This window comes from Methylobacterium dankookense (genome assembly GCF_902141855.1).
In the GTDB taxonomy this organism is placed as follows: domain Bacteria; phylum Pseudomonadota; class Alphaproteobacteria; order Rhizobiales; family Beijerinckiaceae; genus Methylobacterium; species Methylobacterium dankookense.
In genome coordinates, this window is record NZ_CABFVH010000043.1 from 1 (window position 1) to 22,355 (window position 22,355).

General features: G+C 69.5%; 23 protein-coding genes. 13 read left to right on the forward strand and 10 right to left on the reverse strand.

Going from position 1 to position 22,355, the window contains the following annotated elements:
* Positions 1 to 74: 74 nt before the first annotated feature.
* From MTDSW087_RS23245 to MTDSW087_RS23260, 4 genes are all read right to left on the reverse strand, one after another.
* Positions 75 to 302, reverse strand: a complete 228-nt coding sequence (locus tag MTDSW087_RS23245; protein ID WP_144767249.1) for an NAD(P)H-dependent oxidoreductase — start codon at positions 300 to 302, stop codon at positions 75 to 77.
* Between the two features lie 283 nt (positions 303 to 585).
* Positions 586 to 1,011 (reverse strand): thioesterase family protein, encoded by a 426-nt coding sequence (locus MTDSW087_RS23250; RefSeq protein WP_144767250.1) that lies wholly within the window; start codon positions 1,009 to 1,011, stop codon positions 586 to 588.
* A 6-nt stretch (positions 1,012 to 1,017) separates the two neighbouring features.
* Positions 1,018 to 1,767, reverse strand: coding sequence for a class I SAM-dependent methyltransferase (locus MTDSW087_RS23255; RefSeq protein ID WP_144767251.1), 750 nt, complete (start codon positions 1,765 to 1,767; stop codon positions 1,018 to 1,020).
* Complete coding sequence (locus tag MTDSW087_RS23260; protein ID WP_144767252.1) at positions 1,764 to 2,234, reverse strand: MarR family winged helix-turn-helix transcriptional regulator; 471 nt, start codon at positions 2,232 to 2,234, stop codon at positions 1,764 to 1,766. Before MTDSW087_RS23260 ends, MTDSW087_RS23255 begins: the two co-directional genes overlap by 4 nt.
* 250 nt (positions 2,235 to 2,484) lie before the next feature.
* Between MTDSW087_RS23260 and MTDSW087_RS23265 the strand changes: the two genes are divergently transcribed.
* The gene (locus MTDSW087_RS23265) at positions 2,485 to 3,543 is read left to right on the forward strand and encodes a double zinc ribbon domain-containing protein (protein ID WP_144767289.1); all 1,059 of its coding nucleotides are present in this window, start codon (positions 2,485 to 2,487) and stop codon (positions 3,541 to 3,543) included.
* A 202-nt stretch (positions 3,544 to 3,745) separates the two neighbouring features.
* On the opposite strand, the gene MTDSW087_RS23270 is transcribed toward MTDSW087_RS23265, so the two are convergent.
* A complete protein-coding gene (locus MTDSW087_RS23270) occupies positions 3,746 to 5,332 on the reverse strand; it encodes a winged helix-turn-helix domain-containing tetratricopeptide repeat protein (protein ID WP_144767253.1) in 1,587 nt (528 codons plus the stop codon).
* A gap of 152 nt (positions 5,333 to 5,484) precedes the next feature.
* Here MTDSW087_RS23270 and MTDSW087_RS23275 point away from each other — a divergent pair, with 152 nt between their 5' ends.
* The 10 genes from MTDSW087_RS23275 (at position 5,485) to MTDSW087_RS23315 (ending at position 13,536) form a co-directional block, all read left to right on the forward strand.
* A complete protein-coding gene (locus MTDSW087_RS23275; RefSeq protein WP_144767254.1) occupies positions 5,485 to 6,510 on the forward strand; it encodes an alpha/beta fold hydrolase in 1,026 nt (341 codons plus the stop codon).
* 30 nt (positions 6,511 to 6,540) lie between these two features.
* Positions 6,541 to 7,509, forward strand: a complete 969-nt coding sequence (locus tag MTDSW087_RS23280) for a redoxin family protein (protein WP_144767255.1) — start codon at positions 6,541 to 6,543, stop codon at positions 7,507 to 7,509.
* Positions 7,510 to 7,518: 9 nt separating this feature from the next.
* Positions 7,519 to 8,028 carry a cytochrome P460 family protein gene (locus tag MTDSW087_RS23285; RefSeq protein WP_144767256.1) on the forward strand — a complete coding sequence of 170 codons (510 nt, stop codon included), beginning with the start codon at positions 7,519 to 7,521 and terminating at the stop codon, positions 8,026 to 8,028.
* 498 nt (positions 8,029 to 8,526) lie between these two features.
* Complete coding sequence (gene rnhA, locus MTDSW087_RS23290) at positions 8,527 to 9,189, forward strand: ribonuclease HI (RefSeq protein ID WP_144767257.1); 663 nt, start codon at positions 8,527 to 8,529, stop codon at positions 9,187 to 9,189.
* Positions 9,190 to 9,656: 467 nt separating this feature from the next.
* A complete protein-coding gene (locus MTDSW087_RS30385; protein ID WP_186383971.1) occupies positions 9,657 to 9,794 on the forward strand; it encodes a hypothetical protein in 138 nt (45 codons plus the stop codon).
* 394 nt (positions 9,795 to 10,188) lie between these two features.
* Positions 10,189 to 11,649, forward strand: coding sequence for a helix-turn-helix transcriptional regulator (locus MTDSW087_RS23295; protein WP_144767258.1), 1,461 nt, complete (start codon positions 10,189 to 10,191; stop codon positions 11,647 to 11,649).
* 95 nt (positions 11,650 to 11,744) lie between these two features.
* Positions 11,745 to 11,900, forward strand: coding sequence for a CsbD family protein (locus tag MTDSW087_RS23300; RefSeq protein ID WP_144767259.1), 156 nt, complete (start codon positions 11,745 to 11,747; stop codon positions 11,898 to 11,900).
* 57 nt (positions 11,901 to 11,957) lie between these two features.
* Positions 11,958 to 12,287, forward strand: coding sequence for a CsbD family protein (locus MTDSW087_RS23305; protein ID WP_144767260.1), 330 nt, complete (start codon positions 11,958 to 11,960; stop codon positions 12,285 to 12,287).
* Between the two features lie 45 nt (positions 12,288 to 12,332).
* Entirely contained in the window at positions 12,333 to 13,244 is a 912-nt protein-coding gene (locus MTDSW087_RS23310) for a PhnA-like protein (protein WP_144767261.1), read from the forward strand.
* Positions 13,245 to 13,332: 88 nt separating this feature from the next.
* Positions 13,333 to 13,536, forward strand: coding sequence for a CsbD family protein (locus tag MTDSW087_RS23315; protein WP_144767262.1), 204 nt, complete (start codon positions 13,333 to 13,335; stop codon positions 13,534 to 13,536).
* Positions 13,537 to 13,863: 327 nt separating this feature from the next.
* Here the strand turns inward: MTDSW087_RS23315 and MTDSW087_RS23320 are convergent, their stop codons facing one another.
* The 4 genes from MTDSW087_RS23320 to MTDSW087_RS23335 all read right to left on the reverse strand — a co-directional run bounded on the left by MTDSW087_RS23320 (position 13,864) and on the right by MTDSW087_RS23335 (position 18,847).
* Positions 13,864 to 15,102, reverse strand: coding sequence for a sensor histidine kinase (locus MTDSW087_RS23320; RefSeq protein ID WP_144767263.1), 1,239 nt, complete (start codon positions 15,100 to 15,102; stop codon positions 13,864 to 13,866).
* Between the two features lie 154 nt (positions 15,103 to 15,256).
* Positions 15,257 to 16,087, reverse strand: coding sequence for an alpha/beta fold hydrolase (locus tag MTDSW087_RS23325; protein WP_425324729.1), 831 nt, complete (start codon positions 16,085 to 16,087; stop codon positions 15,257 to 15,259).
* A gap of 52 nt (positions 16,088 to 16,139) precedes the next feature.
* On the reverse strand, positions 16,140 to 18,389 hold the full coding sequence (locus tag MTDSW087_RS23330; protein WP_144767265.1) for a xanthine dehydrogenase family protein molybdopterin-binding subunit: 2,250 nt from the start codon (positions 18,387 to 18,389) through the stop codon (positions 16,140 to 16,142).
* Positions 18,390 to 18,400: 11 nt separating this feature from the next.
* Positions 18,401 to 18,847 (reverse strand): (2Fe-2S)-binding protein, encoded by a 447-nt coding sequence (locus MTDSW087_RS23335; protein WP_144767266.1) that lies wholly within the window; start codon positions 18,845 to 18,847, stop codon positions 18,401 to 18,403.
* A 370-nt stretch (positions 18,848 to 19,217) separates the two neighbouring features.
* Here MTDSW087_RS23335 and MTDSW087_RS23340 point away from each other — a divergent pair, with 370 nt between their 5' ends.
* Positions 19,218 to 19,976, forward strand: coding sequence for an SDR family oxidoreductase (locus MTDSW087_RS23340; protein ID WP_144767267.1), 759 nt, complete (start codon positions 19,218 to 19,220; stop codon positions 19,974 to 19,976).
* A 144-nt stretch (positions 19,977 to 20,120) separates the two neighbouring features.
* On the opposite strand, the gene MTDSW087_RS23345 is transcribed toward MTDSW087_RS23340, so the two are convergent.
* Positions 20,121 to 21,023: a ketopantoate reductase family protein gene (locus MTDSW087_RS23345; protein WP_144767268.1), complete on the reverse strand. Its 903-nt coding sequence runs from the start codon at positions 21,021 to 21,023 to the stop codon at positions 20,121 to 20,123.
* Between the two features lie 481 nt (positions 21,024 to 21,504).
* Here MTDSW087_RS23345 and MTDSW087_RS23355 point away from each other — a divergent pair, with 481 nt between their 5' ends.
* Complete coding sequence (locus tag MTDSW087_RS23355) at positions 21,505 to 22,167, forward strand: response regulator transcription factor (protein ID WP_144767270.1); 663 nt, start codon at positions 21,505 to 21,507, stop codon at positions 22,165 to 22,167.
* The last annotated feature ends 188 nt before the right edge of the window (positions 22,168 to 22,355 follow it).

A 22,355-nucleotide genomic window follows, 5' to 3' on the forward strand; every position in this document is an offset into this window, starting at 1 on the left:
GCCACCCCGCGGGAGAGCCCGCCTGCTACAGCGCTGTGAAGGGCGCGCAGGCGGGCTCTCCCGCTACCAGCGAGCTACACCACCATCAGGGACACGACCGCGGCTGTCGCGTCGGTGCGCTTGTCCTGATCGTAGTAGCTGCGCCGCTCGTGCGCGCTGAGGACGGGGTCGAACCCCTCCGCATAGAGGTCGCGCACCTCGACCGCGTGCCCAGCGGATCGAAGACCTTGAAGGGCCGCATCGCGCAGGGCCGCGGCATAGCTCTGTGCGAGGGGATGGCAGTAGATGAGCAGAACGCGCATAGGACGCATGAAACTCCCATGCCGGGCTCGGGTTCTCACCTCTGCGCGACAGCCTGTCCCGGCGGTCGAGCCACGCTCGCCGGCTTACCGTCATCGACCTGCGGAACCGAGTGCGGGGCGGCAGGCAAGCGCCGCCTCCGATCCGTTGCGGGCCCCTTCCTGGGCGCAGCGATCGTGCAGCTGGAGCCGCTCCCGATCGCGTTGCAATCGGGAACGGCTCCAAGCTCTTGTTGTGACGCGCTCTCTTGCGCCGAACCGGTGTCCATTTCGGCTTAAGAGCGCTCTAGGCTGTCGCTCCACGCTTCTTGTTCAACCGTGCCAGGAAGCGATCCGCATCGATGATGTAGCGCTCGTGGTGGCCTTCGGAGATCACCTCGGCGTCATCGCGGCAGACGGCCTTGAAGCGCAGCCTGCGGCCCTCGACGGCGACCAATTCCACCTCGGCCGTCACACGCATGCCGACCGGCGTGGCGGCGCTGTGGCTGAGGTCCACATGCACGCCCACGGTCTTCTGGCCGGGGTCGAGGTAGGGACGCAGCGCCTCGATGCAGGTCCACTCCACGAACCCGACGAGGAACGCGGTGGCAAATACCGGGGGCATGTCGGAGAAGCCGGTGAAGGCTTGCGACACGGCTGGAACCGTCAGCCGCTCATCCACCTGCACGGAGTGGGTGTGCTTCAATCCGGGCTGTAGGTCGGCGAGGCTCATCGTTGCTCAGATCCGTCCGATGCGGAGGGAGAGGGGCCAGCGCACGGGCCTGACCGTCTCGGGGTCGCCCCATGCCTCGGTCAACGCGGCATGGAACGTCTCGACGGGGGCACGCCCCACGGCCTTCTCGGCCGCCCGCACGGCCGACCACGTCTCGGTGTAGCCGATCAGGTCCGCCAGCTTCCACGCCACCTCGATGTCGAGGGCGGGCGCCTCGAGCGGCGCGAACGGGAAGGGCAGCGAGCGGTAGCCGTCCTCGACATGCCTCCGTTCGGGCGGCCAGTAGGGGCCGATCACGTCGTGGTAGAACCGCTGGGCCACCGCGTCGGCGGCCGCGTCCTCGACGTGCAGCACGCCGTAGGTGATGAGCGCGAGCACCGCATCGGGACGGGCGATGCGGCGCACCTCGGCATAGAACGGATCGAGGTCCAGCCAGTGCGCGGCCTGCGCCACGGTGATCAGGTCGACGCTGGCCTCGGGCAATCCGGAGCGCTCGGCCGGGGCCGTGTGGTAGGCGACCCGCTCGTGCGGCGTCGCGCTCGCGATCTGCTGCGCGCTGGCATCGGTGGCGACCACCCGCTCGAATCGCTCCGCCAACAGCGTGGAGAGCTGGCCGGTCCCGCAGCCGACATCGAGGGCGAGCGCCCGGCCGGGCGCGGCCTTCGCCAGGACGTCCACCAGAATGCGCGGGTAGGTCGGCCGGTGCGCGGCATACCCGGCATTGTTGGTCGAGAAGTGATCCCTGAACGTGGTCACGCCGTTGCCCCTCGAACCGCCTGCAGCCGCGCGGCAAAGCCCTGTCGCTCCAGCGCTTCGGCCGTATCCTCCAGCACCCGCAACAGGGGGTGCCCGATCTCCTGCTCCAGGGCCTCGATGGCGGCGAAGGTGCTCTGCCAGAGCGGGGTGAGCTGCCCCAGCAGCGCCTGACCGGCCGGGGTGAGCCGCAGGGCGCTCTTGCGGCCGTCCGGCAAGCCGTGGCGCTCCACCAAGCCGTCCGTCACCATCAGGCCAATGGTCTGGCTGACGGCCCCCTGCGTGACGCGGGTGCGTGCCGTGATCTCGGTGACGGTTTCCGCCCCGGCTGCGAGCGCCCGCAGCACCGGGGTGTAACGGGGGCGATAGGCCGGATGCAGGGACCGGTAGTCTTCCTCCGCGCCCTGTTCGACCAGCTCGCCCACGTAGCGCAGCAATTCGCCCAGGCCGGGCCGTTCTCGTCCGCTCATGTCCAAGCTATTACATTAGCACTAATGTAGTGTCGAGCGATCCCGTCCGGATGGAACGTGCCGGCCTAGCGGTTCGGAGACCGTGCCGTTCACCGCGTTCGCCCCGGACGCCCCGCGGCCGATGCTGCGGACAACACGCAGCCTCCTGCAAGCGCCTGCGGGTCGGAGGTTTTTCGGTACCAAGCTGCGCGGTAATCTGCGATTCGCATGACCATCGGCGCGGCCGGTGCAGCTTGGAGGAGGCATGAGCGTGCGATCCGGCAAACGGCTCTCCGAACGGTGGTTCAACCTCGTTCTCTGGCTCGTCGCACTCGCCTTCGCGGGCTTCCTGATCGGCCTCGGCTCGCTCGTCGTCGGCGACCTGCCCCAGGTCGAGCATCGCTTCACCCTGGAGCAGTTCCTCGCCAGCGATCAGGCCAAGGCATCGGCGGATGCGCTCAAGCAGATCCGCCGCGAGCAGGACGACAACCGGCGGCAGGCCGAGCAGGCGCAACTCGCCCTGGACGCGGCCCGCTCAGCCTCCGAGGCGGCCCGCGAGACCTTCGCGAACTGGCTGAAGACACGCGACGCCACGCAGCGGGTCGATCAGGATCCGGGCCTGATCGCACGAACCGAACGGCTCGACGCGCTGAAGGCGGCCGAGCGCAATGTCGAGGAGCGACTGGAGGAGCTGAACCGGACGGGCCTCGAACTGTCCGAACGGCAATCGACGCAGATCGGCATCGACACCGACCTGCGGGCCGCGGCTCGGGAGAAGCTCGACGCGGCCGAGCGCGGGCAGGAACTGCGGGTCTTCGCGTATCGCCTGGCCTTGACCCTGCCGCTGCTGGCGCTCGCGGGATGGCTGCTGCTGAAGCGCCGCCACACGCGCAACTGGCCTTTCGTCTGGGGCTTCGCCTTCGCGGCGGCCTTCGCCTTCTTCGTGGAGCTCGTGCCCTACCTGCCGAGCTATGGCGGCTATGTGCAGTACGGCGTCGGCGTCGTCGCGACGCTGGTCGCGGGACGGGCGGTCATCAACGCGCTCCATGCCTACAACGAGCGGCAGAAGGCGGCCGAGCTCCGGCCGGACGAGGAGCGCCGGACCGAGATCGCCACGGATCAGGCGCTGCAACGGCTGGCCAAGAAGGTCTGCCCCGGCTGCGAGCGGCCTATCGACCTCGCCAACCCGGACGCGAACTTCTGCCCCCATTGCGGGATCGGGCTGTTCGAGCGGTGCCCGGCCTGCGCGCATCGCAAGAGCACCTTCGAGCGGTTCTGCTACGCGTGCGGCCAGACGTCCGTGGCGGCGTCGCCGACGGGGTCGGCATAAGGTTTTCGCGCCCGGGCGCGGCGGTTCCGGGCCGCGATGCAAGGCGCGGCGAAGCGGTGACTGCGCTTGTCCACGGTCGCAGCCTCGGCGGCGGATGGTCATCAAGCCCTGAACCGCGAGCCCGACCTCACGGGACGCGGATGCGGCGTCGGGTGCTTCCCCTTCGCGGCAAAGCGCGAAACCCGTAAGCGACCGGTCGCGCCTATTCCGGCAAGCCCGCCAGCATCAGGGCCTCGGCATAGGTTCTCGCCATCTCGTCGAGCGGAAACGGGATGCGGGCGAAGAAGCCCGAGATCGTCAGGTGCGGCTCGATCGCGAGAAGCGCCGCCACCGCGTCCCGCGCGCGATCCGGTCGGCCGAGCTTGATGTCGGCGACCGCGAGCACCCGCAGCGCCACGGTGAAGCGGCGGTTCTGGGCGAGCGCCTGCTCGGCCCAGGCGATCGCCTCGGCGTAGTTCTCGTCGATCAGGGCGGCCAGCGCCATCACGCCGGCCATCAGCCAGCCGCGCGGATCCCGCGGGTTGAGCTGCTGGGCGCGCGCCACCATGGCGCGGCCCTCGATCCCGTTTCCGCACATCGTCTCGATCCAGCCCGCCAGCGTCAACGCCATGGCGGAGTTGGAATTGAGGAGCAGCGAGCGCCGGAACAGGTCCCGGGCCCGTTCGCGCCCGCTCCCGGCCATGTTCCACACCGCGAAGGCCGCCATCCACAGCACCTGGGCATCGTTGGGCGCGAGCTCGACGGCCCGCCAGGCTCGGTCGACCGCCTCGGCGCGGTCGGCATCGTCCTGCTGCGCCCAGCCCTGGAAATGGCATTGCGCCCGGCAATAGGCTGCGGCCGCCATGGCGGGCGCGTAGGCGGGTTCGAGCGCGAGCGCCCGGTCGAGGCAGACGAGCGCGGCCGACATGCCGGCGGCCGTGAACTCCGACATCAGGGCGTTCGCGCGCAGCAGGTGATCGTAGGCGTCGAGCCCGGACGGCTCGCGCCCGAGCCGGCCGATCTCGGCGCTCTGAAGGGTGGGCTCGATCGCGGCCGCGACGCTGTCGGCGACGCGCTCCTGCAGCGCGAAGACGTCCTGCCGATCGCCGTCGAAACGGTCGGACCAGAGATGGGCTCCCGACGCGGTATCGACGAGCTGGCCGGTGATCCGAAGCCGGTCGCGACCGCGGCGCACGCTTCCCGTGAGGACGTAGCCGACGCCCAGTTCCCCGCCGACCTGACGCAGGTCGACCGCCCTGGCCCTGTAGGTGAAGGACGAGTTGCGGGCGATGACGAACAGGCCGCTCATCCGCGACAGCGCCGTGATGATCTCCTCGGTGATCCCGTCCGCGAAATAGTCCTGCTCAGGGTCCCCGCTCAGGTTCGCGAAGGGCAGGACGGCGACGGCCGGCAGCTTCGGCCCGGCCCGCCAGGCCGGGCCGGAATCCGTGCCCGATGCCGGGCGCCCGGCATCGGGCACGGATTCCGGCGTGGGCTCCGGGCGTTCGCGGACATCGCCGACGAAGCGCACGCCCTTGCGCGGCAGGGTGCGGATGAGGCGCTGCTCGGCGCCGGTATCGCCGATCGCGACCCGCGCCGCGTTGAGCCGGCTGCTGATCGTCGCCTCCGAGACGATGCGGCCGTGCCAGACCGCCGCCAGCAGGTCGTCCCGGCTGACCACCCGGTCGCGCGCCGCGATCAGGTGCGCCAGCACGTCGAAGACCTGCGGCTCGAGCGCGACGAGGCGGCCGCTCCCGCTCAGCTCGCGCCGGGCGGTGTCGAGGGTGAAAGGCCCGAACTGGTAGATCACGCGGCCGCCTTCGCACGGAAATCCGGCCCAGCAGCGCCGTACCGCAGCGAAAATCAAGACGCTCTCAAGGACAAGTCCAGGCTGTCTCAAAGCCACCGGCCGCGATCCGGGGCAGAGTGGATCGATCGGGACCGCTGCCGAAGGATGCGCCCATGCCGACCGAGACCATCGACCAGAATCGCCGCCGTCTGCTCGGCTTCGCGGCCGTCACCCTGGCCGCCGCCGAGATCGGCCTCTTCCGCCCCGCACAGGCCCAGACCGCACCCGCAGGCACGGGGGCGGGGTTCGGTCCGCTGAAGCAGGTCGATGCCGGCCTGCTCAGCGTCGGCTATCTCGAGGCCGGATCCCCGACCGGCCCCGTCGCGATCCTGCTGCACGGCTGGCCCTACGACATCCACAGCTTCGTGGATGTCGTGCCGATCCTCACGGCTGCGGGCTACCGGGTGATCGTGCCCTATCTGCGCGGCTACGGCACGACGCGCTTTCTGGCCGAGGGGACTGTCCGGAACGGCCAGCAGGCCGCCCTCGCGGTCGACGTGATCGCGTTGATGGATGCGCTCGGGATCGGTCAAGCCGTCCTGGCCGGGTTCGACTGGGGCGCGCGCACCGCCTGCATCGTCGCGGCGCTCTGGCCGGAGCGGTGCAAGGCCCTGGTCTCGGTCAGCGGCTACCTGATCGGCAACCAGGATGCCGGCAAGATGCCGCTGCCGCCCCGGGCCGAGCTGTCCTGGTGGTACCAGTTCTACTTCGCGACGAGCCGCGGCCGGGCCGGCTACGAGGCCAACCGGACGGACTTCGCCCGGCTCATCTGGCAGACCGCCTCGCCGCGCTGGTCTTTCGACGACGCCACCTTCGCGCGCAGCGCCGCGGCCTTCGCCAATCCGGACCACGTGAGCATCGTGATCCACAATTACCGCTGGCGGCTCGGCCTCGCCGAGGGCGAGCCGCGCTACGACCCCCTCGAGAAGCGGCTCGCGGAGGCGCCGGCGATCCGCGTTCCGACGATCACCCTGGAGGGCGACGCGAACGGCGCCCCGCACCCCGAGCCCGCGGCCTACGCCAAGTTCTTCACCGGCCGCTACGCGCATCGCCTGATCACGGGCGGCATCGGCCACAACCTGCCGCAGGAGGCGCCGCGCGATTTCGCCCAGGCGGTCATCGATGCCGGCTCGCTCTGACCGCACGGGCCGCACTTCGGAGAGACCCTCATGCCATCACGCCGCACGCTGCTCCTGCAGATGCTGGGCATCGGCCTGATCGGCGCCGGCGCATGGCCGGCGCTCACGGCCGCCGGGCCCCGCGCACCGGACTTCACCGGCATCGACGGCTGGCTCAACACGCCCGCGCCGCTGACCCTCACCGCGCTGCGCGGACAGGTGGTGCTGGTCGATTTCTGGACCTATTCCTGCATCAATTGCCGCCGGACGGTCCCCATCCTCAACCAATGGCAGGAGATCTACGGGCCGGACGGGCTGCGGATCGTCGGCATCCACACGCCCGAGTTCGGCTTCGAGCAGGCCCGGACGAACGTCGCGGAGGCCGTGCGCCGGCTCGGCATCCGCTTCCCCGTCGGACAGGACAACGCCGCGCGGACCTGGCGGGCCTGGGGCAACGAGGCCTGGCCCGCCTTCTATCTCCTCGATCGCGATGGCCGCATCGTGCTGACGCGCTATGGCGAGGGCCATGCCCGCGACCTCGAGGCCGGCATCCGGGCGCTGCTCGGGCTGGCGCCCGCGGATGCGGTGGCGCGTGACGATCCGGGCCTGTCGCGGGTCGCGACCCCGGAGATCTATTTCGGCGCTCTGCGTGCGACGCCCCAGGACGGATCGCAGGGGCCCAGTCGAGGCGAGGCGACCTACACCTTTCCGGCGACCGGCCCCGGAGCCGATCAGTACCAGCTCGACGGGACCTGGGATCGGCGTGGCGAGGGCCTGGAACTCCGCTCGCCGCGCGGCGGCCTGCGCCTGCGCTTCCAGGCCGCCAAGCTTCATCTCGTGGCCGCCGCCCCGCAGCCTGTGACGCTGCGCGTCAGGGTGGATGGCGGCCCGGCGCGCGCGATCGAGGTCGGATCGCCGACGCTCTACACCCTCGTCGACGGCGAGACCTACGGCGAGCACCTGCTCGCATTCGAGACCGAGGGGCCCGGCCTGACCCTGTTCAGCGCCACGTTCGGATAGGAGACCGCAATGCGGTGGATCGTCATCCTGGCGGCTGGCACGCCGCTCGCCATCCTCGCCGGGAGCCTCGCCTGGGCGGCCCGCGGACCGGCGCCGGAGGCTGCCGCCTCGCCGATCTACGGCGTGTTGGTCCCGGACGGCTATCGCTCCTGGCAGCTCGTGGGTGTCGCGCAGGAGACCGGCGCGCTCGACGAGCTTCGCGCCGTCGTGGCGAACGGGACGGCGATCGCGGCCTATAAGGCCGGCACGCTCCCGTTTCCGGACGGCACGGTGTTGGTGAAGCTCGCCTGGAAGCGCGAGCCGTCGAAGGAATTCGCGCCCGCCTTCGTGTCCGGGCAACCGACGACGGTCCAGGTGATGGTCAAGGATTCCCGGCGCTACGCCGCGACGGGCGGCTGGGGCTTCGGCCGCTTCATCGACGGCAAGCCCGCGGACGAAGCGCAGCACCAGACCTGCTTCGCCTGCCACGAAGCCAATGTCCGCGACCACGATTTCGTGTTCACCCGATATGGGAAGTGAGGCGGACACGCCGGACCGGGGCAGACGCAAGGACGGCCAGGACATGACGGCCCTCAGACGCAGCCTGCGAACTCCTGACCCGTCGCGGGCTCTCCACCCGTCCTCATCATGAAATCTGCTTCAGCACGGGAAGCGGGCGCGACATCGGCAGGTTCGGGCACCTTGGCGACCGACTGCCCATCCGTGGCCCCGTCCCGGCCGTCATCGGGCTCTCGGCAGCGCCATGCCGCGCTCGACCGCCGGACGCTCGCCGACCCGTTCCAGCCAGGCGTGCACGTTCGGCACCGTGCCGAGCGCGTCCTTGAGCGGCTCCTTCAGGAATGACGTGGCCGCCAGGGTCCAGGCATACGGCGGCGTGTCATGGGCGATCGATATGCTGCTCGGCCCGCCGCCCTCCGGCGGTACCCGCCTGGGGTTAGGGATACCATCTGTCAGCCAATTTCGGGCATCGATGGCTGCCTCCCATCGACCACCCCACACGAAAGGGCCGACGCCACGATGCGAACGATCGTTTATGCCGATGGAGGTTGCGACCCGAACCCCGGGCCGGGTGGTTGGGGGGTCGTCGTTGCGGCCCCGGACGGCACGGTCGAGCTGTGCGGCGGAGAGCCCGGCACCACGACCAACAACCGCATGGAGCTGACGGCTGCGATCAAGGGCCTCGAGCATTTCCCGGCCGGAGCCGCGATCGAGATGCGGTGCGACAGCCAGTACGTCGTCAAATCGGTGACCGAGTGGATGCGCGGCTGGAAGGCGAAAGGCTGGCGCACGACGACGGGCGACGTGAAGAACGTCGACCTCATGAAGCGCCTCGACGAACTGAATGCGGCGCGCGACGTGAAATGGACCTGGGTCCGGGGTCATGCCGGCGACCGCCTCAATGAGCGCGCCGATGCTCTCGTCCATCGGGGCCGTCGCGAAGCGAAGCTTGGCAAGCTCGAGTCGCGCAACAGTGCTGCGCCCGTACCTGCCCCTACCGCCGCCCCAGCTCCGCCGAGCCAGGGTGCCGTCCTGCGTGTCGATCTTGCGCTTGGCCTCCAGGTCACTCGGGCTGCGAAGGCGGCGGGTGTCACGCCCGACGATCTGGTCGACGATGCGATCCGCTTCTACCTCGAGATCGGGCCTGACGAGGTCGCACGCCTGCGATCGAGCCGAGCGTAGCGGACGAGGCCGCTTGCGCCGACGCTTGGTCGCCGGTTCGATCCCGGCTTTGCTCCATGCGTCCTCTGCTCGGACACCAGAAGGTCCGCTCGGGGACAAGTCGCGGCCAATCGGCGAGGCCTCCTCGACGGGTTGCTCCCGGGTGGCGAGCGGACCTTCGCGTGCGAATGCCTGGACGTCCGCTTCGGAGGCCTGATCAGCCGACGAGGCAACCGCCATTGTCTGCGACGCGAGCGCCTGCCGCGGTGCTCCGCCGCTCTGGGCTGCTCACCCCCGTCCATAACCTCGCCTTCGGCAGGCAATTTTCTGCCTGTCACCACGCGAGATATGCATCTTAGTACAAATTTTCGGCTAATCCCTGCACTCCCATGCAACTGTCGCATGGCTGGTGCAAGGCATGTGGTATACCAAACAGGCGTGTGCGGTGCGATAAGCCTCTCAACGCACCGCAGCACAGGACGCCGCCGATGACCCTCCTCACCGCTCTCGCTCTTCTCCCCTTCGCCGCCGCCGTGCAGATCTCCCTGGTGATCGCGCTGGCCAAGACCTTCGACGGCGGCACCCGGAACGTGGGCGCCGCGGGGGCGGTCCCGACGCTGGCTTGACCCCCTCTACGGCCGCCTCACGCGGCCACGCCGATCCAGCCCGCCCGGTTCGCCGCGGCGGGCTTTCTCGTGTCTGAGGTTTGGATTGGAGGGGCGGGCGTGACATCGGCGCAGGCCACGCCTGCGGCATCGGGCTAGCCGTTCAACATGCTGAGCAGGGCCCCGGCGCGGCGACTCCTCCGAGCGCGAGCCCTGTCAGGACACGCATGGCCCGCGACACCGACTGCCGAATCCTTGACGCGGCCGTCCGCCATCCCTGAATGCAATATGCGGTCTACGCATATTAATTTCGTGATCTCGAAATACCAAGACGTCGCCGGAACCCGTTTGCGCGCAATCCGTTTGTGCCCCGCTGCCGTCTTGGCAGTTGCGGGCGCCAAGGAGCCAGGGGGACGTGACGGCGGACGTCGACAGGCATGAGCTTCGGCAGATCATCGCCGGCCTGAGCGAGGGCGTGATCCTGGTCGAGCCCGACCAGACCATCGCCTACGCCAACGAGGCCGCGCTGGCCATGCACGGCGTCGAGAGACTCGACGAGCTTGGGGACGACGTCGACGCCTACCGCGAGCGCTTCGCCCTGCGCTACCGCAACAACAGGACGCCGGAGCACTACCCCATGGAGCGGGTGGTGGCGGGCGAGCGCTTTCATGACGTCGTCGTCGAGGTCCACCGCGCCGACCGGCCCGAGGTCGAATTCGTCCACTCCCTGCGCAGCCTCGTCGCCACCGACCGCGAGGGCAAGCCGAGTTGTCTCGCGCTGATCATGAAGGATGTCTCCGACCAGTTCGAGGCCGAACAGCGCTTCGAGGCCACCTTCAACGCCAATCCGGCACCTGCCGTGATCACGCGGCTCTCCGACCTGCGGCACGTGAAGGTCAATGCCGGCTTCCTGGAGATGACCGGGCACGTCCGCGACGCCGTCATCGGGCGCAGCGTCTACGAGGTCGACGTGCTGGCCGGCGCCCGCAACCGGGATCTCGCGGTGAGCCGCCTGAAAGAGGGTGGCACCATCCCCCAGATGGAGGCCTGCCTCGACCTGCCCGACGGCGGCACGCGCTTCGTCATCGTGGCGGGCCAACCCATCGACATGGGCGACGAGCCCTGCATGCTGTTCACCTTCGCCGATCTCGAACTGCGCAAGAAGGCCGAGACGGCCCTGCGCCAGAGCGAGGAGCGCTTCGCCAAGGCATTCAGGCTGACCCCGGTGCCGACGCTGCTGGCGCGGCTCGACACCTTCACGGTCACGAGCATCAACGAGGCGTTCACCCGCGTCTTCGGCCACGGCGAGGACAGCGTGGTCGGACGCTCACCAGCCGAGACCGGCCTGTGGGTCGCGGAGGCAGCCCGCGAGCGTTTCGAGGAATCCGTCGGGCGCACCGGCTTCGTGCCAGGCCAGGAGGTCTGCCTGCGCCACCAGGACGGGTCGGAACTCGACTGCCTGGTTTCCGCCGAGCGGGTGGAGATCGGCGAGGAGACCTTCGCGCTTCTCGTCCTGCAGGACATCACCGAGCGCAAGCGCGGCGAGCGGGAGCTGTTCGAGGCCATCGAGGCGGTGATGGCCGACACCTCGTGGTTCAGCCGCGGGCTCATCGAGAAACTCGCCAACCTTCGCCAGCCGGGCCCCCGCGAGGGCAACGGGGCGAGCCCGGCCCTCACGGTGCGGGAACGCCAGATCCTGAACCTGATCTGCGCGGGCGTCGATGATGACGCCATCGCCAAGCGGCTCAACCTCTCGCGCAACACCGTGCGCAACCACGGCGCCGCGCTCTACCGAAAGCTCGGCGTCCACAAGCGCGCGGAGGCCGTGATCTGGGGGCGCGAGAACGGCTTTCCGCTGAACGCCTCCGGTCCGTAAAACCCAGTCTACTGGTATCCGCGTACTATTGAATAGCGAGGCCGGGCGGACATCTGAGACGAGCCGGGGGTTTCTCAGTCACTCGCGAGGTGTCCGTGACCGAACGCGCGAAACCCACTTCCGCCGAGCACGCCAAGGGCTCGCTGAAGGAGGCCATCGGCAAGCTGACCGGCGATGCCCGGATCGAGGCCGAGGGCAAGGCCCAGAAGCGTCGGGCGCGACCGTCCAAGGCGGGACCGCGCGGCGACTGAGCCGGAACACCGGGCGCCCGAAGGTGCCGCACGCAACCACGACGACAGGAGCACGACATGGTCGATACGGACAGGATCACGGGCGCCGCGAAGGAGCTCGGCGGCAAGGTGCAGGGCGCGGTCGGCGATCTGACCGGCTCGAAGAGCGACTCGGTCGAGGGCCGCTTCCGCGAGGCGCAGGGCACCGCAGAGAACCTTTACGGCCAGGCCAAGGACGCCGTCCGGCACGCGGCCGACGAGGCCTCCGACTACGCCGAGGACGCCTACGAGCAGGGCCGCCGCTACCTGCGTGAGGGTCACGACCAATCCGCCGAATGGCCGCACACGTCACTCCTCGTGGCGGGCGCCATCGGCTTCGGCCTCGGCCTGCTCGTCAGCCGGCTCTGACGCCTACCCCGTCTTTCGACTTCACCCACCCACCGGAGTAAACGTGTGACTGCACCGACCAGCCTATCTCCCGTCGCCGTCGGCGACACGCGGGCCGTCCTGCTTAACGAAGTGTCCTGGGGCGCCATCTTCGCCGGTGCCGTCACGGCCCTCGTCAGCCAGGTCGTCCTGAACCTTGTCGGGGTGGGCGTCGGCCTGGCCTCCGTCGGCACGAACGCGGCCGACAACCCGGCCGCCTCGACCGTCTCGCTCGGCGCCGGGCTGTGGTTCGTCGGCTCCGGCATCGTCGCCTCGCTCGCAGGCGGCCTCATCGCCGGTCGTCTCTCCGGCAAGGCGCTGCCGGGCGCGGCCGGCCTGCACGGCCTCGTCTCCTGGGCCGTGACCACGCTGATCGTGCTCTACCTGCTGACTTCGGCGGCGACCGGCCTCGTCGGCGGTGCGCTCTCGACGGTGGGCAGCGCGCTCGGCGGCGCGGGCAACCTCGTCGGCGGCACCGTGCAGACGGCGGCCCAGGCCGCGGCCCCGTCGCTGTCGAAGATCTCGAACCCGCTCGACGGCATCGAGCAGAAGGTGCGCGAGCAGGCCGCCGGCCAGGACCCGCAGGCCGCCCGCGACGCCGCGGTCTCGGCCGTGCGTGCGGTGCTGACGGGTGACCCGGCCCAGAAGGAGCAGGCCAAGGCCCGCGCGGCCGACGCGCTCGCCAAGGCGCAGGGCATCGCGCCCGACCAGGCCAAGGCGCAGATCGACGACTACCAGAAGCAGTACGAGCAGGCCGTCACCACGGCCAAGCAGAAGGCCGAGGCCGCTGCGGTCGCCGCGAAGTCGGCCGCGACCCAGGGAGCCTTCTACGCGGCGCTGGCGCTGATCCTGGGCGCGCTCGCCGCCTTCCTCGGCGGCCGCTTCGGCGCCCCCAAGCCGCTGACGCTCGTCGACGCCTACGACGCCCGCCGCGCCTGACACCCATCCCCATCGGCTCCCGCCATCCGGCGGGGGCCTCCCCGACCGGTGAAGCCGGTGACGACCAACTGTCAGAGGAGATCAGCCGATGAGCAGCACCACCGACAAGATCAAGGGCCTGGCCAACGAGGCCGTGGGCAACGTCAAGCAGGGCGTCGGCAAGGCGACCGGCAACGAGAAGCTCGAGGCCGAGGGCAAGGCCCAGGAGCTCAAGGGCGAGGCGCAGAAGACGGTGGGCGACGTCAAGGACGGCGCCAAGAACCTCGCCGACACGGTCACCGGCAAGAAGTGAGGCGGTCGTCCGGGGTCGCACCCGCGGCCCCGGAGCCATCTCCCGCAGACCAATGGCCTGATTTGGGTCACTGCGACTTTTGTTCTTGGGCTGCGCCGAAGGTGCGTCTCGCCGCTTTTCCAGCCTCGAAGTAGACCAGCCGCTTTCCGCAAGGCGATCATATCGGTCGCACATACGCCCGGCGGAGCCTTCGCGCCTTCGGCCTAGAGCATTTTCCGTGATCCTTGGATCACGGAAAATGCTCTATCACATTGATTGTGCCGCATTTTCTTTCGCGGAACCGGCAACCACTCCGCGGAAAATGCTCTAGCCGGTTCGAACGTCTGCTTAAAGTGGAAGGCGGACTGTGAACGTGGCTCCCGGCTTCCCACCGTTGCTTGTCACCTCGATTGAGCCGTCATGGGCAGCGAGGATCGTGCGGCAGATGCTGAGGCCGAGCCCGAGCCCGTCGGCGCGCGTGGTGAAGAAGCCGTCGAACAGCTGGTCGATATGGCGCGGATCGACGCCGGGTCCATTGTCGGCGACGTCGATCCGGACCGCGTCGCCCTCCCGGACTATCTCGATCCCGATCTCCGGCTCCGGCGTGCCGGCGTGGCCATGGATCTGGATCGCGTTCATCAACAGGTTCACGAAAACCTGCTGAAGCTGGATCCTGTCGGCCCGGATGGTCAGATCCGCACCCGATCCACCGACATGCAGCCCGATCGCGTTGCGGCTCAGTTCGTGCCGCACGAACTGGACGGATTCGCTGAGCACGTCGGCGACTGCGATCGGGCTGCGCGTGCTGCCGCGCTTGCCTGCCATGCGGCGCGTGCGATCGATGATGTCGCCGGCGCGCGCGACCTGATCGACGATGCGCTGGCACTGGCGCCGGAGCGCATCGCGTTCGATGTCGTTCCCGTCGAGACGGCGCAGCATGGCGCCGGCAGTCATTCCGATCGAGGAGAGAGGCTGGCCGATCTCGTGGGCGATCGACGCGGAGAGCTCGCCCAGGGTGGAGATCCGGGAGACGTGGGCCAGCTCGTCGCGCAGCGCGTCGAGAGAGGTCTGCCGCTGCACGTGCTCGGTGATGTCGACGAACGAGGCGAGCCAGAAGCCCGAAGTCGTCCCGTCTGCCTTAGGCACGACGCAGAACAGGGTGTCGAAGCGCGATCCATCCACCCGGACACTGCGGGCCTGCTGCTGAAACGAGGTCGCCCCGGCCGCGAAGGCGCGCGCCGAGTTGATCTGGGCGGTGCAGGAGGGATCGAAGAAGCGCTGGGTGCGCTGGCCGATCATGTCGGCACGGCCGGCCGCGCCGAACATCCGCACGGCCGCCTCGTTCACGTCGAGGATGATCATGCCGCGGCGCAGCTGGTCTGCGATGCCGGGATTAGCCTCCAAGTACCGCGATAGATCTGCGACGCCCGCTTCCCGAAGCGCGTCGAGCGCGGCGACCCGCTCCCGCGCATCGACCACGACGAACCCGATCGTCGAGACCTTCATGCATACGAGGTACCAAGCGTCGTTCCAGTCGGCTTCGGTCGGGACGACCGGGCCGCCCGCCACTGCAGGACCGCTGCTCATGCCTGGGCTTCTCTCGAACGGATGCCGGTGCGATGCCGATCCGGCGGTATCAGTATCGGAGGATCCCAGGCAAATCCCGGTCCGGCCCCGCCCTGCGCGCGGGGAGCCGAGCACGGGCGGATCGGGATGCCGGTTCACCGCATCCCGCCCCGCCTCACGCCCTGATGAAGGCGAGGAGGTCGGCGTTGATGATGTCGGGATGCGTGGTGCACATCCCGTGCGGCAGGCCCTCGTAGGTCTTCAGCGTGCCGTTCCTCAGGAGCGGGCGCGACAGCAGCGCGGAATCGGCGATCGGCACGATCTGATCGTCGGTGCCGTGCATCACAAGTACGGGCACGGTGATCGCCTTCAGATCCTCGGTGAAGTCGGTCTCCGAGAAGGCCTTGATGCAGTCGTACTGCGCCTTGGCGCCGCCGATCATGCCCTGGCGCCACCAGTTGCCGATCACGCCTTCCGAGACCTGCGCGCCCGCGCGGTTGTAGCCATAGAAGGGCCCGGACGGCACGTCGCGGTAGAACTGTGCGCGGTTGGCCGCGAGCGCCGCGCGGAAGCCGTCGAAGACCTCGATGGGCAGGCCGCCGGGATTCGTCTCGGACTTCACCATCACCGGGGGCACCGCCCCGATCAGCACGGCCTTGGCGACGCGGCCGGGCTCGGCGCGGGCGACGTAGCGGGCGACCTCGCCCCCGCCGGTCGAGTGACCGACATGGATCGCGTTCCGCAGGTCGAGGGCGGCGGCGAGCGCGACGACATCCGCCGCGTAGGTGTCCATCTCGTTGCCGGTATCGGTCTGGGTTGAGCGGCCGTGGCCCCGGCGGTCATGCGCGACGACGCGGAAGCCCTGGCCGAGGAAGAACAGCATCTGGTTGTCCCAGTCGTCGGCACTGAGCGGCCAGCCGTGATGAAAGACGATCGCCTGCGCGTCCTTCGGCCCCCAATCCTTGTAGAAGATCTGCGTACCGTCCGCGATTGAAACAAAGCCCATGACCATCTCCGTTGCTGTTTGAGGATTGTGTGCAGATCCCACCGGGGGGCCGTCAGGCGCCCGACAGACGGGCCTTGGACAGCGGCAGGCTGCGCGGGCGGCTGCCGGTGAGCGCGGCGACCGCGTTGACGACCGCGGGCGGCACACCCGGCAGCCCCGGCTCGCCGATGCCGCCCATCGGCGCCCCGCTCTCCACGATCGCCACGTGCACACGGGGCATCCGCTCCCGGTCGAGGATCGGGTAGGCGTCGAAGTTCCGCGCCTGCCGCTGCCCGCCTTCGTAGACCACCTGCTCCAGCAGCGTCGACGACAGGCCGAGCGCGGCCGCGCCTTCCACCTGCCGCTTGACGATCCCCGGGTTGACCACGCTGCCCGGGTCGATGGCGATCCAGAGGTCGTGCACCCTGGCCTCGCCGTCCTTCAGCGAGACCTCGGCGATCGTCGCCGTCTCGGAGCCGAAGGGCGAGGCCATCGAGACGCCGCGCGCCCGGCGCGTTCCGTCCTCGGCCGTGAACGGCCCCCGCCGCCAGCCGCCCGCGAGATCGGCGACCGTCTGCAGGAGCGTGCGGTGGCGCGCACTGTCCGTCAGGAGCGCCATGCGCAGGTCGAACGGGTCCTTGCCCCCGGCCTGCGCGACCTCGTCGAGGAAGCTCTCGTAGAAGTAGTCGTTCATCGAGTGACCGACCGAGCGCCAGAACGCGATCGTCACCGGGTGGGGCACCTTCACGTAGTCGAGGCGCCGGTTCGGGATGGCGTAGGGCTTCTTGTCGAGGCCCTCGACCACCGAGGAGTCGACGGGCGACTTGAACAGGGCTCCGAACCAGCGCCCGATCGGCCCTTCGCCCACCGCCGTCGTCTGCAGCGCCACCGGAAGACCATCAGGTCCGAGCGCGGCCTTGAAGCGCGCGAAGCTCAGGGGGCGTACGGCGTCCATGCCGAACTCCTCCTCCCGCGACCACAGCACCCGCACCGGCCGTCCCGTCGCCTTGGCGAGCAGGATCGCCTGCGGGAAGGGGCTGGCCGGACCGTAGTAGAAGTGGCGCCCGAAGAAGCCGCCGAGCATCGGCGAATGGATGCGCACGTCGTCAGGCTGCAGGCCCGCGACCTTGGCGGCGACCTGCTGGAATAGCTCTGGCATCTGGTTGGGCAGCCAGAGGTCGAGGCTGCCGTCGGCGGCGAAGCGCGCGACCGCCGAGGGCGGTTCGAGCTGCGCGTGGGCGAGGTAGGGGGCGTCGTATTCCGCCTCGACGACCTTCGTGGCCTTGGCGAAGGCGGAGTCCGGGTCGCCTTCCTGCTCGGCCGGGATGCCGGGCGCGGTCGAGTCCTTCAGCGCCGCCAGCATCGCGGCCGAGGAGAAGCCGGCCGAGACCGTATCGACGCCCTCCGGCGCGGGCTTGGTCCAGGTCACCGCCAGGGCGTCCGCGCCCTTGCGGGCCCGCCACCACGTATCGGCCACGACCGCCACGGCGCCCGGCAACCGGTGGATACTCTGGACGCCCGGCAGGGCGCGCACCTCCGCCTCGTTGGCGATCGCCTCCGGCTCTGTTCCGAGATGGGGCGCGTGCCGGACGGCGGCGTGCAGCATCCCGTCGATGCGAATGTCGATGCTGTAGACCGCCCGACCCGTGGACTTGTCGCGCATGTCGAGACGCGCCACCGGTTTGCCGATCCAGCGGAAATCCTTGGCGGCCTTCAGAGGCACGTCGTCCCGCGGTTGCAGCGCGAGTGCGGCTGCGGCGAGCTCGCCGTAGCCCAGAGCGCGGCCGCTGCCCGCGTGGATCACGCGCCCGTCCTCGGTGGTGAGAGAGGCCTGCGGCACGGCGAGCTTGGCGGCGGCTGCGCGCAGCAGCATCTCGCGGGCGGTGGCGCCCAACCGCCGCATCGCCTCGAAGCTCGAGCGCGTCGAGAAGGAGCCGCCGGTCATGCGAAGGCCGTTGACCACCGCGTAGTCCGGACCGGGCGGGGCGCATTCCACCGCGAAGCGGGCGGGGTCGAGGTCGAGCTCCTCGCCGATCGTCTGGGCGAGCCCGGTATTGATGCCCTGTCCGCCCTCCACGAAGGGGCTGAGCAGGCGCACCGAGTTGTCAGGGCGGATCTCCAGGAAGGCGGCCACGCGCGTGCCGGGCTTCGGCGCGACGGCTGCGGGTCCTTCGGCGCGGGTCTGGGCGACGGCGGGTTCCAGCCGCAAGCCAACGCCGAGCAGGAGCGCGCCCGAGGCCGCTCCCAGGAAGCCGCGGCGGGAGAGGTTGCGCACCGGCTCGCGGTCGTGGCCTCCGGCGCGGAGGGGCGAGAGGTCGTTCACGGCACCCTCCCTCAGGCCGCGGCCTGCCGCACGGCGGCGGCGATGGCGTTGTAGGTGCCGCAGCGGCACAGGTTCGTCATCGCACCCGCGATGTCGTCCTCGGAGGGCTTCGGCGTCTGCTTGAGGAGGCTCGTCGCCGCCAGCACCTGCCCGGACTGGCAGTAGCCGCATTGCGGCACCTCGATCCCGACCCAGGCGGCGACCACCCGGGCGCCGACGGGATCCTGCTCGATCGCCTCGATGGTGGTGACCGCCTGATCGCCCACGCTCTCCAGCGGGATCTGGCAGGAGCGGGCGGCCTGGCCGTCGAGGAGCACCGTGCAGGCGCCGCACTGGCCGATGCCGCACCCGTACTTGGTGCCGGTCAGCCCGAGGCTGTCGCGCAGCACGAAGAGAAGCGGCGTGTCGGGCTCCGCCTCGACCCTGTAGGGCTGCGCGTTGATCGTGAGCGTGATCATCGTTCGACCTCGTGGGATAAGGGGCGACCGCATCCTGGCCGTGAGGAGCGACGGCTGCGGCCAGGTCTCGTGCCGAGAGAGGTACTGCCGCTGCCGTCCACGCGGAATCATACGAAGGTTAGGGGTGCTCATCCGAAGAGACGCCCGACCGAGCGACCTCTCCCAAGACCAGTGATCGTGGGCACCCGTGCAATGGCGGCGCAGGGCTCACATGAAACCTTCGTATGGGCGCGCTCGCGGAAGGTGTGAGTCCGGTAAGACCTGTCAGCGATAGCACCGAGCCTTCGGTCCGCGCAGTCTATCCGTGCCGTCGAGCCCGAGAGTTTGGCTCGCGTCCAGCGGCATGATCGACCCAGCGCGGAGGCAGACGATGAAACTGACTGGCAATACGATTCTCATCACCGGCGGCACATCCGGCATAGGCCGCGGTTTCGCCGAGGCCTTTCACAGGCTTGGCAATCAGGTGATCATCGCGGGCCGTCGCCGGACGCTCCTCGACGCGGTGACCGAGGCCAACCCCGGGATGAAGGCGGTCGAGCTCGACATCAACGATCCCTCGGCGATCAAGGCGGTGGCGGCTGGCGTCGTCGCCGAGTTCCCGATGCTGAACGTGCTGTTCAACAATGCCGGCATCATGCCGTTCGACGACGCCTCGGGCGCGATGGACGACGCCGTCGTTCAGTCGATCCTGACGACGAACCTGCTCGGGCCGATCCGGATGACCTCTGCCCTGATCGAGCACCTGAAGGCGCAGCCGCGGGCGACGATCATCAACAACACCTCGGTCCTCGCCTTCATGCCGCTCGCGAGCACGGCGGTCTATTCGGCGAGCAAGGCCGCGCTCCACGCCTACACGCTGTCGCAGCGCTTCATGCTGCGCGAGACCAGTGTCACGGTCCAGGAGGTCGCGCCGCCTTGGGTCGATACCGGCCTGGTCGGGAAGAGCGGCGATCCCCGCGCCATGCCGCTCGACGCCTTCATCGCCGAGACCATGGCGGGGCTCGCCACGGAGGTCGAGGAAGTCGTGGTCGATGCGGCGCGCCCGGTGCGGGGCAATCCCGGCGCGAACGAGCACGCGATGATCAACGCCTTCAACGCCTCGCTGATCAGCGATCCGATCTCGGTCTGAGGCAGGCTGCGCGGGCAGGCCTAGAGCCCTTCCCGATCGCATTGCAATCGGGAAGGGCTCCAAGCTCTTGTTGTGACGCGCTCTCTTGCGCCGAACCGGTGTCCACTTCGGCGGAAAGCGACCTAGAGTCAGCCCGCGCCCGTCTCACGCAGGGGCATCCGAGCCCGACTCCAGCGCTTTCACCAGCGCGTGCAGCATCCGGTTGACCGGCGTCGGCACGCCGAGCGCGGCACCCCGGCGGACGATGAAGCCGTTCAGGTGATCGATCTCGCTCGGCCTGCCACGGATCACATCCTGAGCCGTCGATGACAGCTGGCCCGGCATGGTCTCGGCCAGCGCGAGCACGCGCGCGAGCGTATCGTCGGGAAGCCGCACATCCGCGGCCCCCGCGACCGCGACGCATTCCGCGACAATATCGGCCATGACCGCTGGGACGCCCGCGACGCCGAGCAGGCGGCCGTAGGGAAGACGCGTCACCGCCGACAGCGCGTTGTAGGCGCAGTTCAGCACAAGCTTGCTCCAGAGGGCATCGACCGCGTTCGGTGAGACCGTCGACGGGATGCCTGCCGCGCGGAACGCGGCCGCGACCGCCGCGCTTGCGGGGCCGGCCCCGATCATGAGGTCGCCGCGACCGAGATGCCGAACGTGGCCCGGTCCCGCCATCTCGGTCGCCACATAGACCGCCACCGGCACCACGTCCCGACCGAGCACGGTACAGAGCCGGTCGGCGTTGTCGACGCCGTTCTGCAGGCTGAGGACCGCGGCACCTGATGGCAGGACCGGGACGAGGCCGCGTCCGGCAGCTTCCGTGTCTCCGGACTTCACGCAGATCAGGACCACCTCCGCGCCCGCCACGCCGTCGATCTCGGTGGTGGCGTCGAGCGACACGGTCCTGCGACCTGCCGCGGTCTCGAGGATGAGGCCCCGCGCCTGGATCGCCGCGACGTGCGACGCGCGTCCGATCAGGGTGACGGCGTGGCCGGCGCATGCCAGCAAGCCACCGTAGTAGCAGCCAACCGAGCCCGCCCCCACCACCGCGACCTTCATGCGCCCCCCCTCGCGGCCGCCGGCCGACCCCGCAGACCGCTTTAAGCAACGCCGTGCCCGCCTGCCAGCACAGGGGCTGGCAAGCGGGCACGGCGCTCTCCGGTGCGTGGCGATCCGGTGCGTGAGGCGGCGCCGCTCACGAACATCGAGGCGCTGGAGCTCGACGCGCTGCCGGCCCCCCTCGTCGTGCTCGGCGGCGGCTACGCGGGGCTCGGTCAGCGGGCGGCCGCCCGCCTCTTCGGCTGGGATGCGCCTGTCGCCGAGAGGTCGCGCCGGCATCTGAGGACAGTGCGCCGGCTCATAGCCAAAAGCGCAACCACAAGTCGATAGCCTATCCGCGTGTCTGGGTACGTTCCGCCGCGCCGTGCGACACGCAGGAGTTGAGCCATGCACAGCTCAGCCGCTTGATCGGACGCGGATGCGACCTGTAAGTACAGGCTTTGCAGGACAGCCTGGCAGGGGCGAGGGCTCGTCGATGACGATGGCAGGCAACATTCGGGGCGCCGCGGCGAAGCCGATCGCTGACACGACATCCCCCCTGGTGGTCATCGTGGAGGACGACGAGGGCGTCCGGGAGGGCCTTCAGGATCTCCTGCGCTCCGTTGGACTTGACACGCTCGCCTTCGGCTCGACGGGCGATCTCCTCGCCGCGACCCTGCCGGATCGTCCCGGCTGCCTGATCCTCGACGTGCGGCTGCCGGGCTCGAGCGGCCTCGACCTCCAGGCGAGGCTCGTCGCACTGGGCAACCGCATGCCGATCATCTTCATGACCGGACACGGCGACATTCCCATGAGTGTCCAGGCCATGAAGGCGGGTGCCCTCGACTTCCTGACCAAGCCTTTCCGCGATCAGGACATGCTCGACGCGATCGCCGTCGCGATCGAGCGGGACCGGGGCCGGCGCGCGTCGCGCGCCGGCATCGCGGAGCTCGAAGCCCTCGCGGCAACCCTGACGGCGCGCGAGGCGGAGGTCATGCACCAAGTCGTCAAGGGCTTGCTCAACAAGCAGATCGCCCACGCGCTCGGCATCAGCGAGATCACGGTCAAGATCCACCGCGGCAACGTCATGCGGAAGATGGGGGCTGGATCCGTGGCTGATCTCGTGCGCAAGACGGAATTGCTGAAGGCGCCAGCGAACGCTTGACCCGACCGTCCGTGCGACCTTGCTGAGACCGATCCACGCGGAACGATCTCGGATCCCGACGCGTTGCCGGCCGTACGGCCTCGAAGAATTGAGACGGTCCTGATCGATCAATTCTGCGCGAGTAGGGGCTGAATATTTAAATTCTGTCTTGATGAATGAGGCCGGAGACTGCGCAGCGGCTCGGTTCG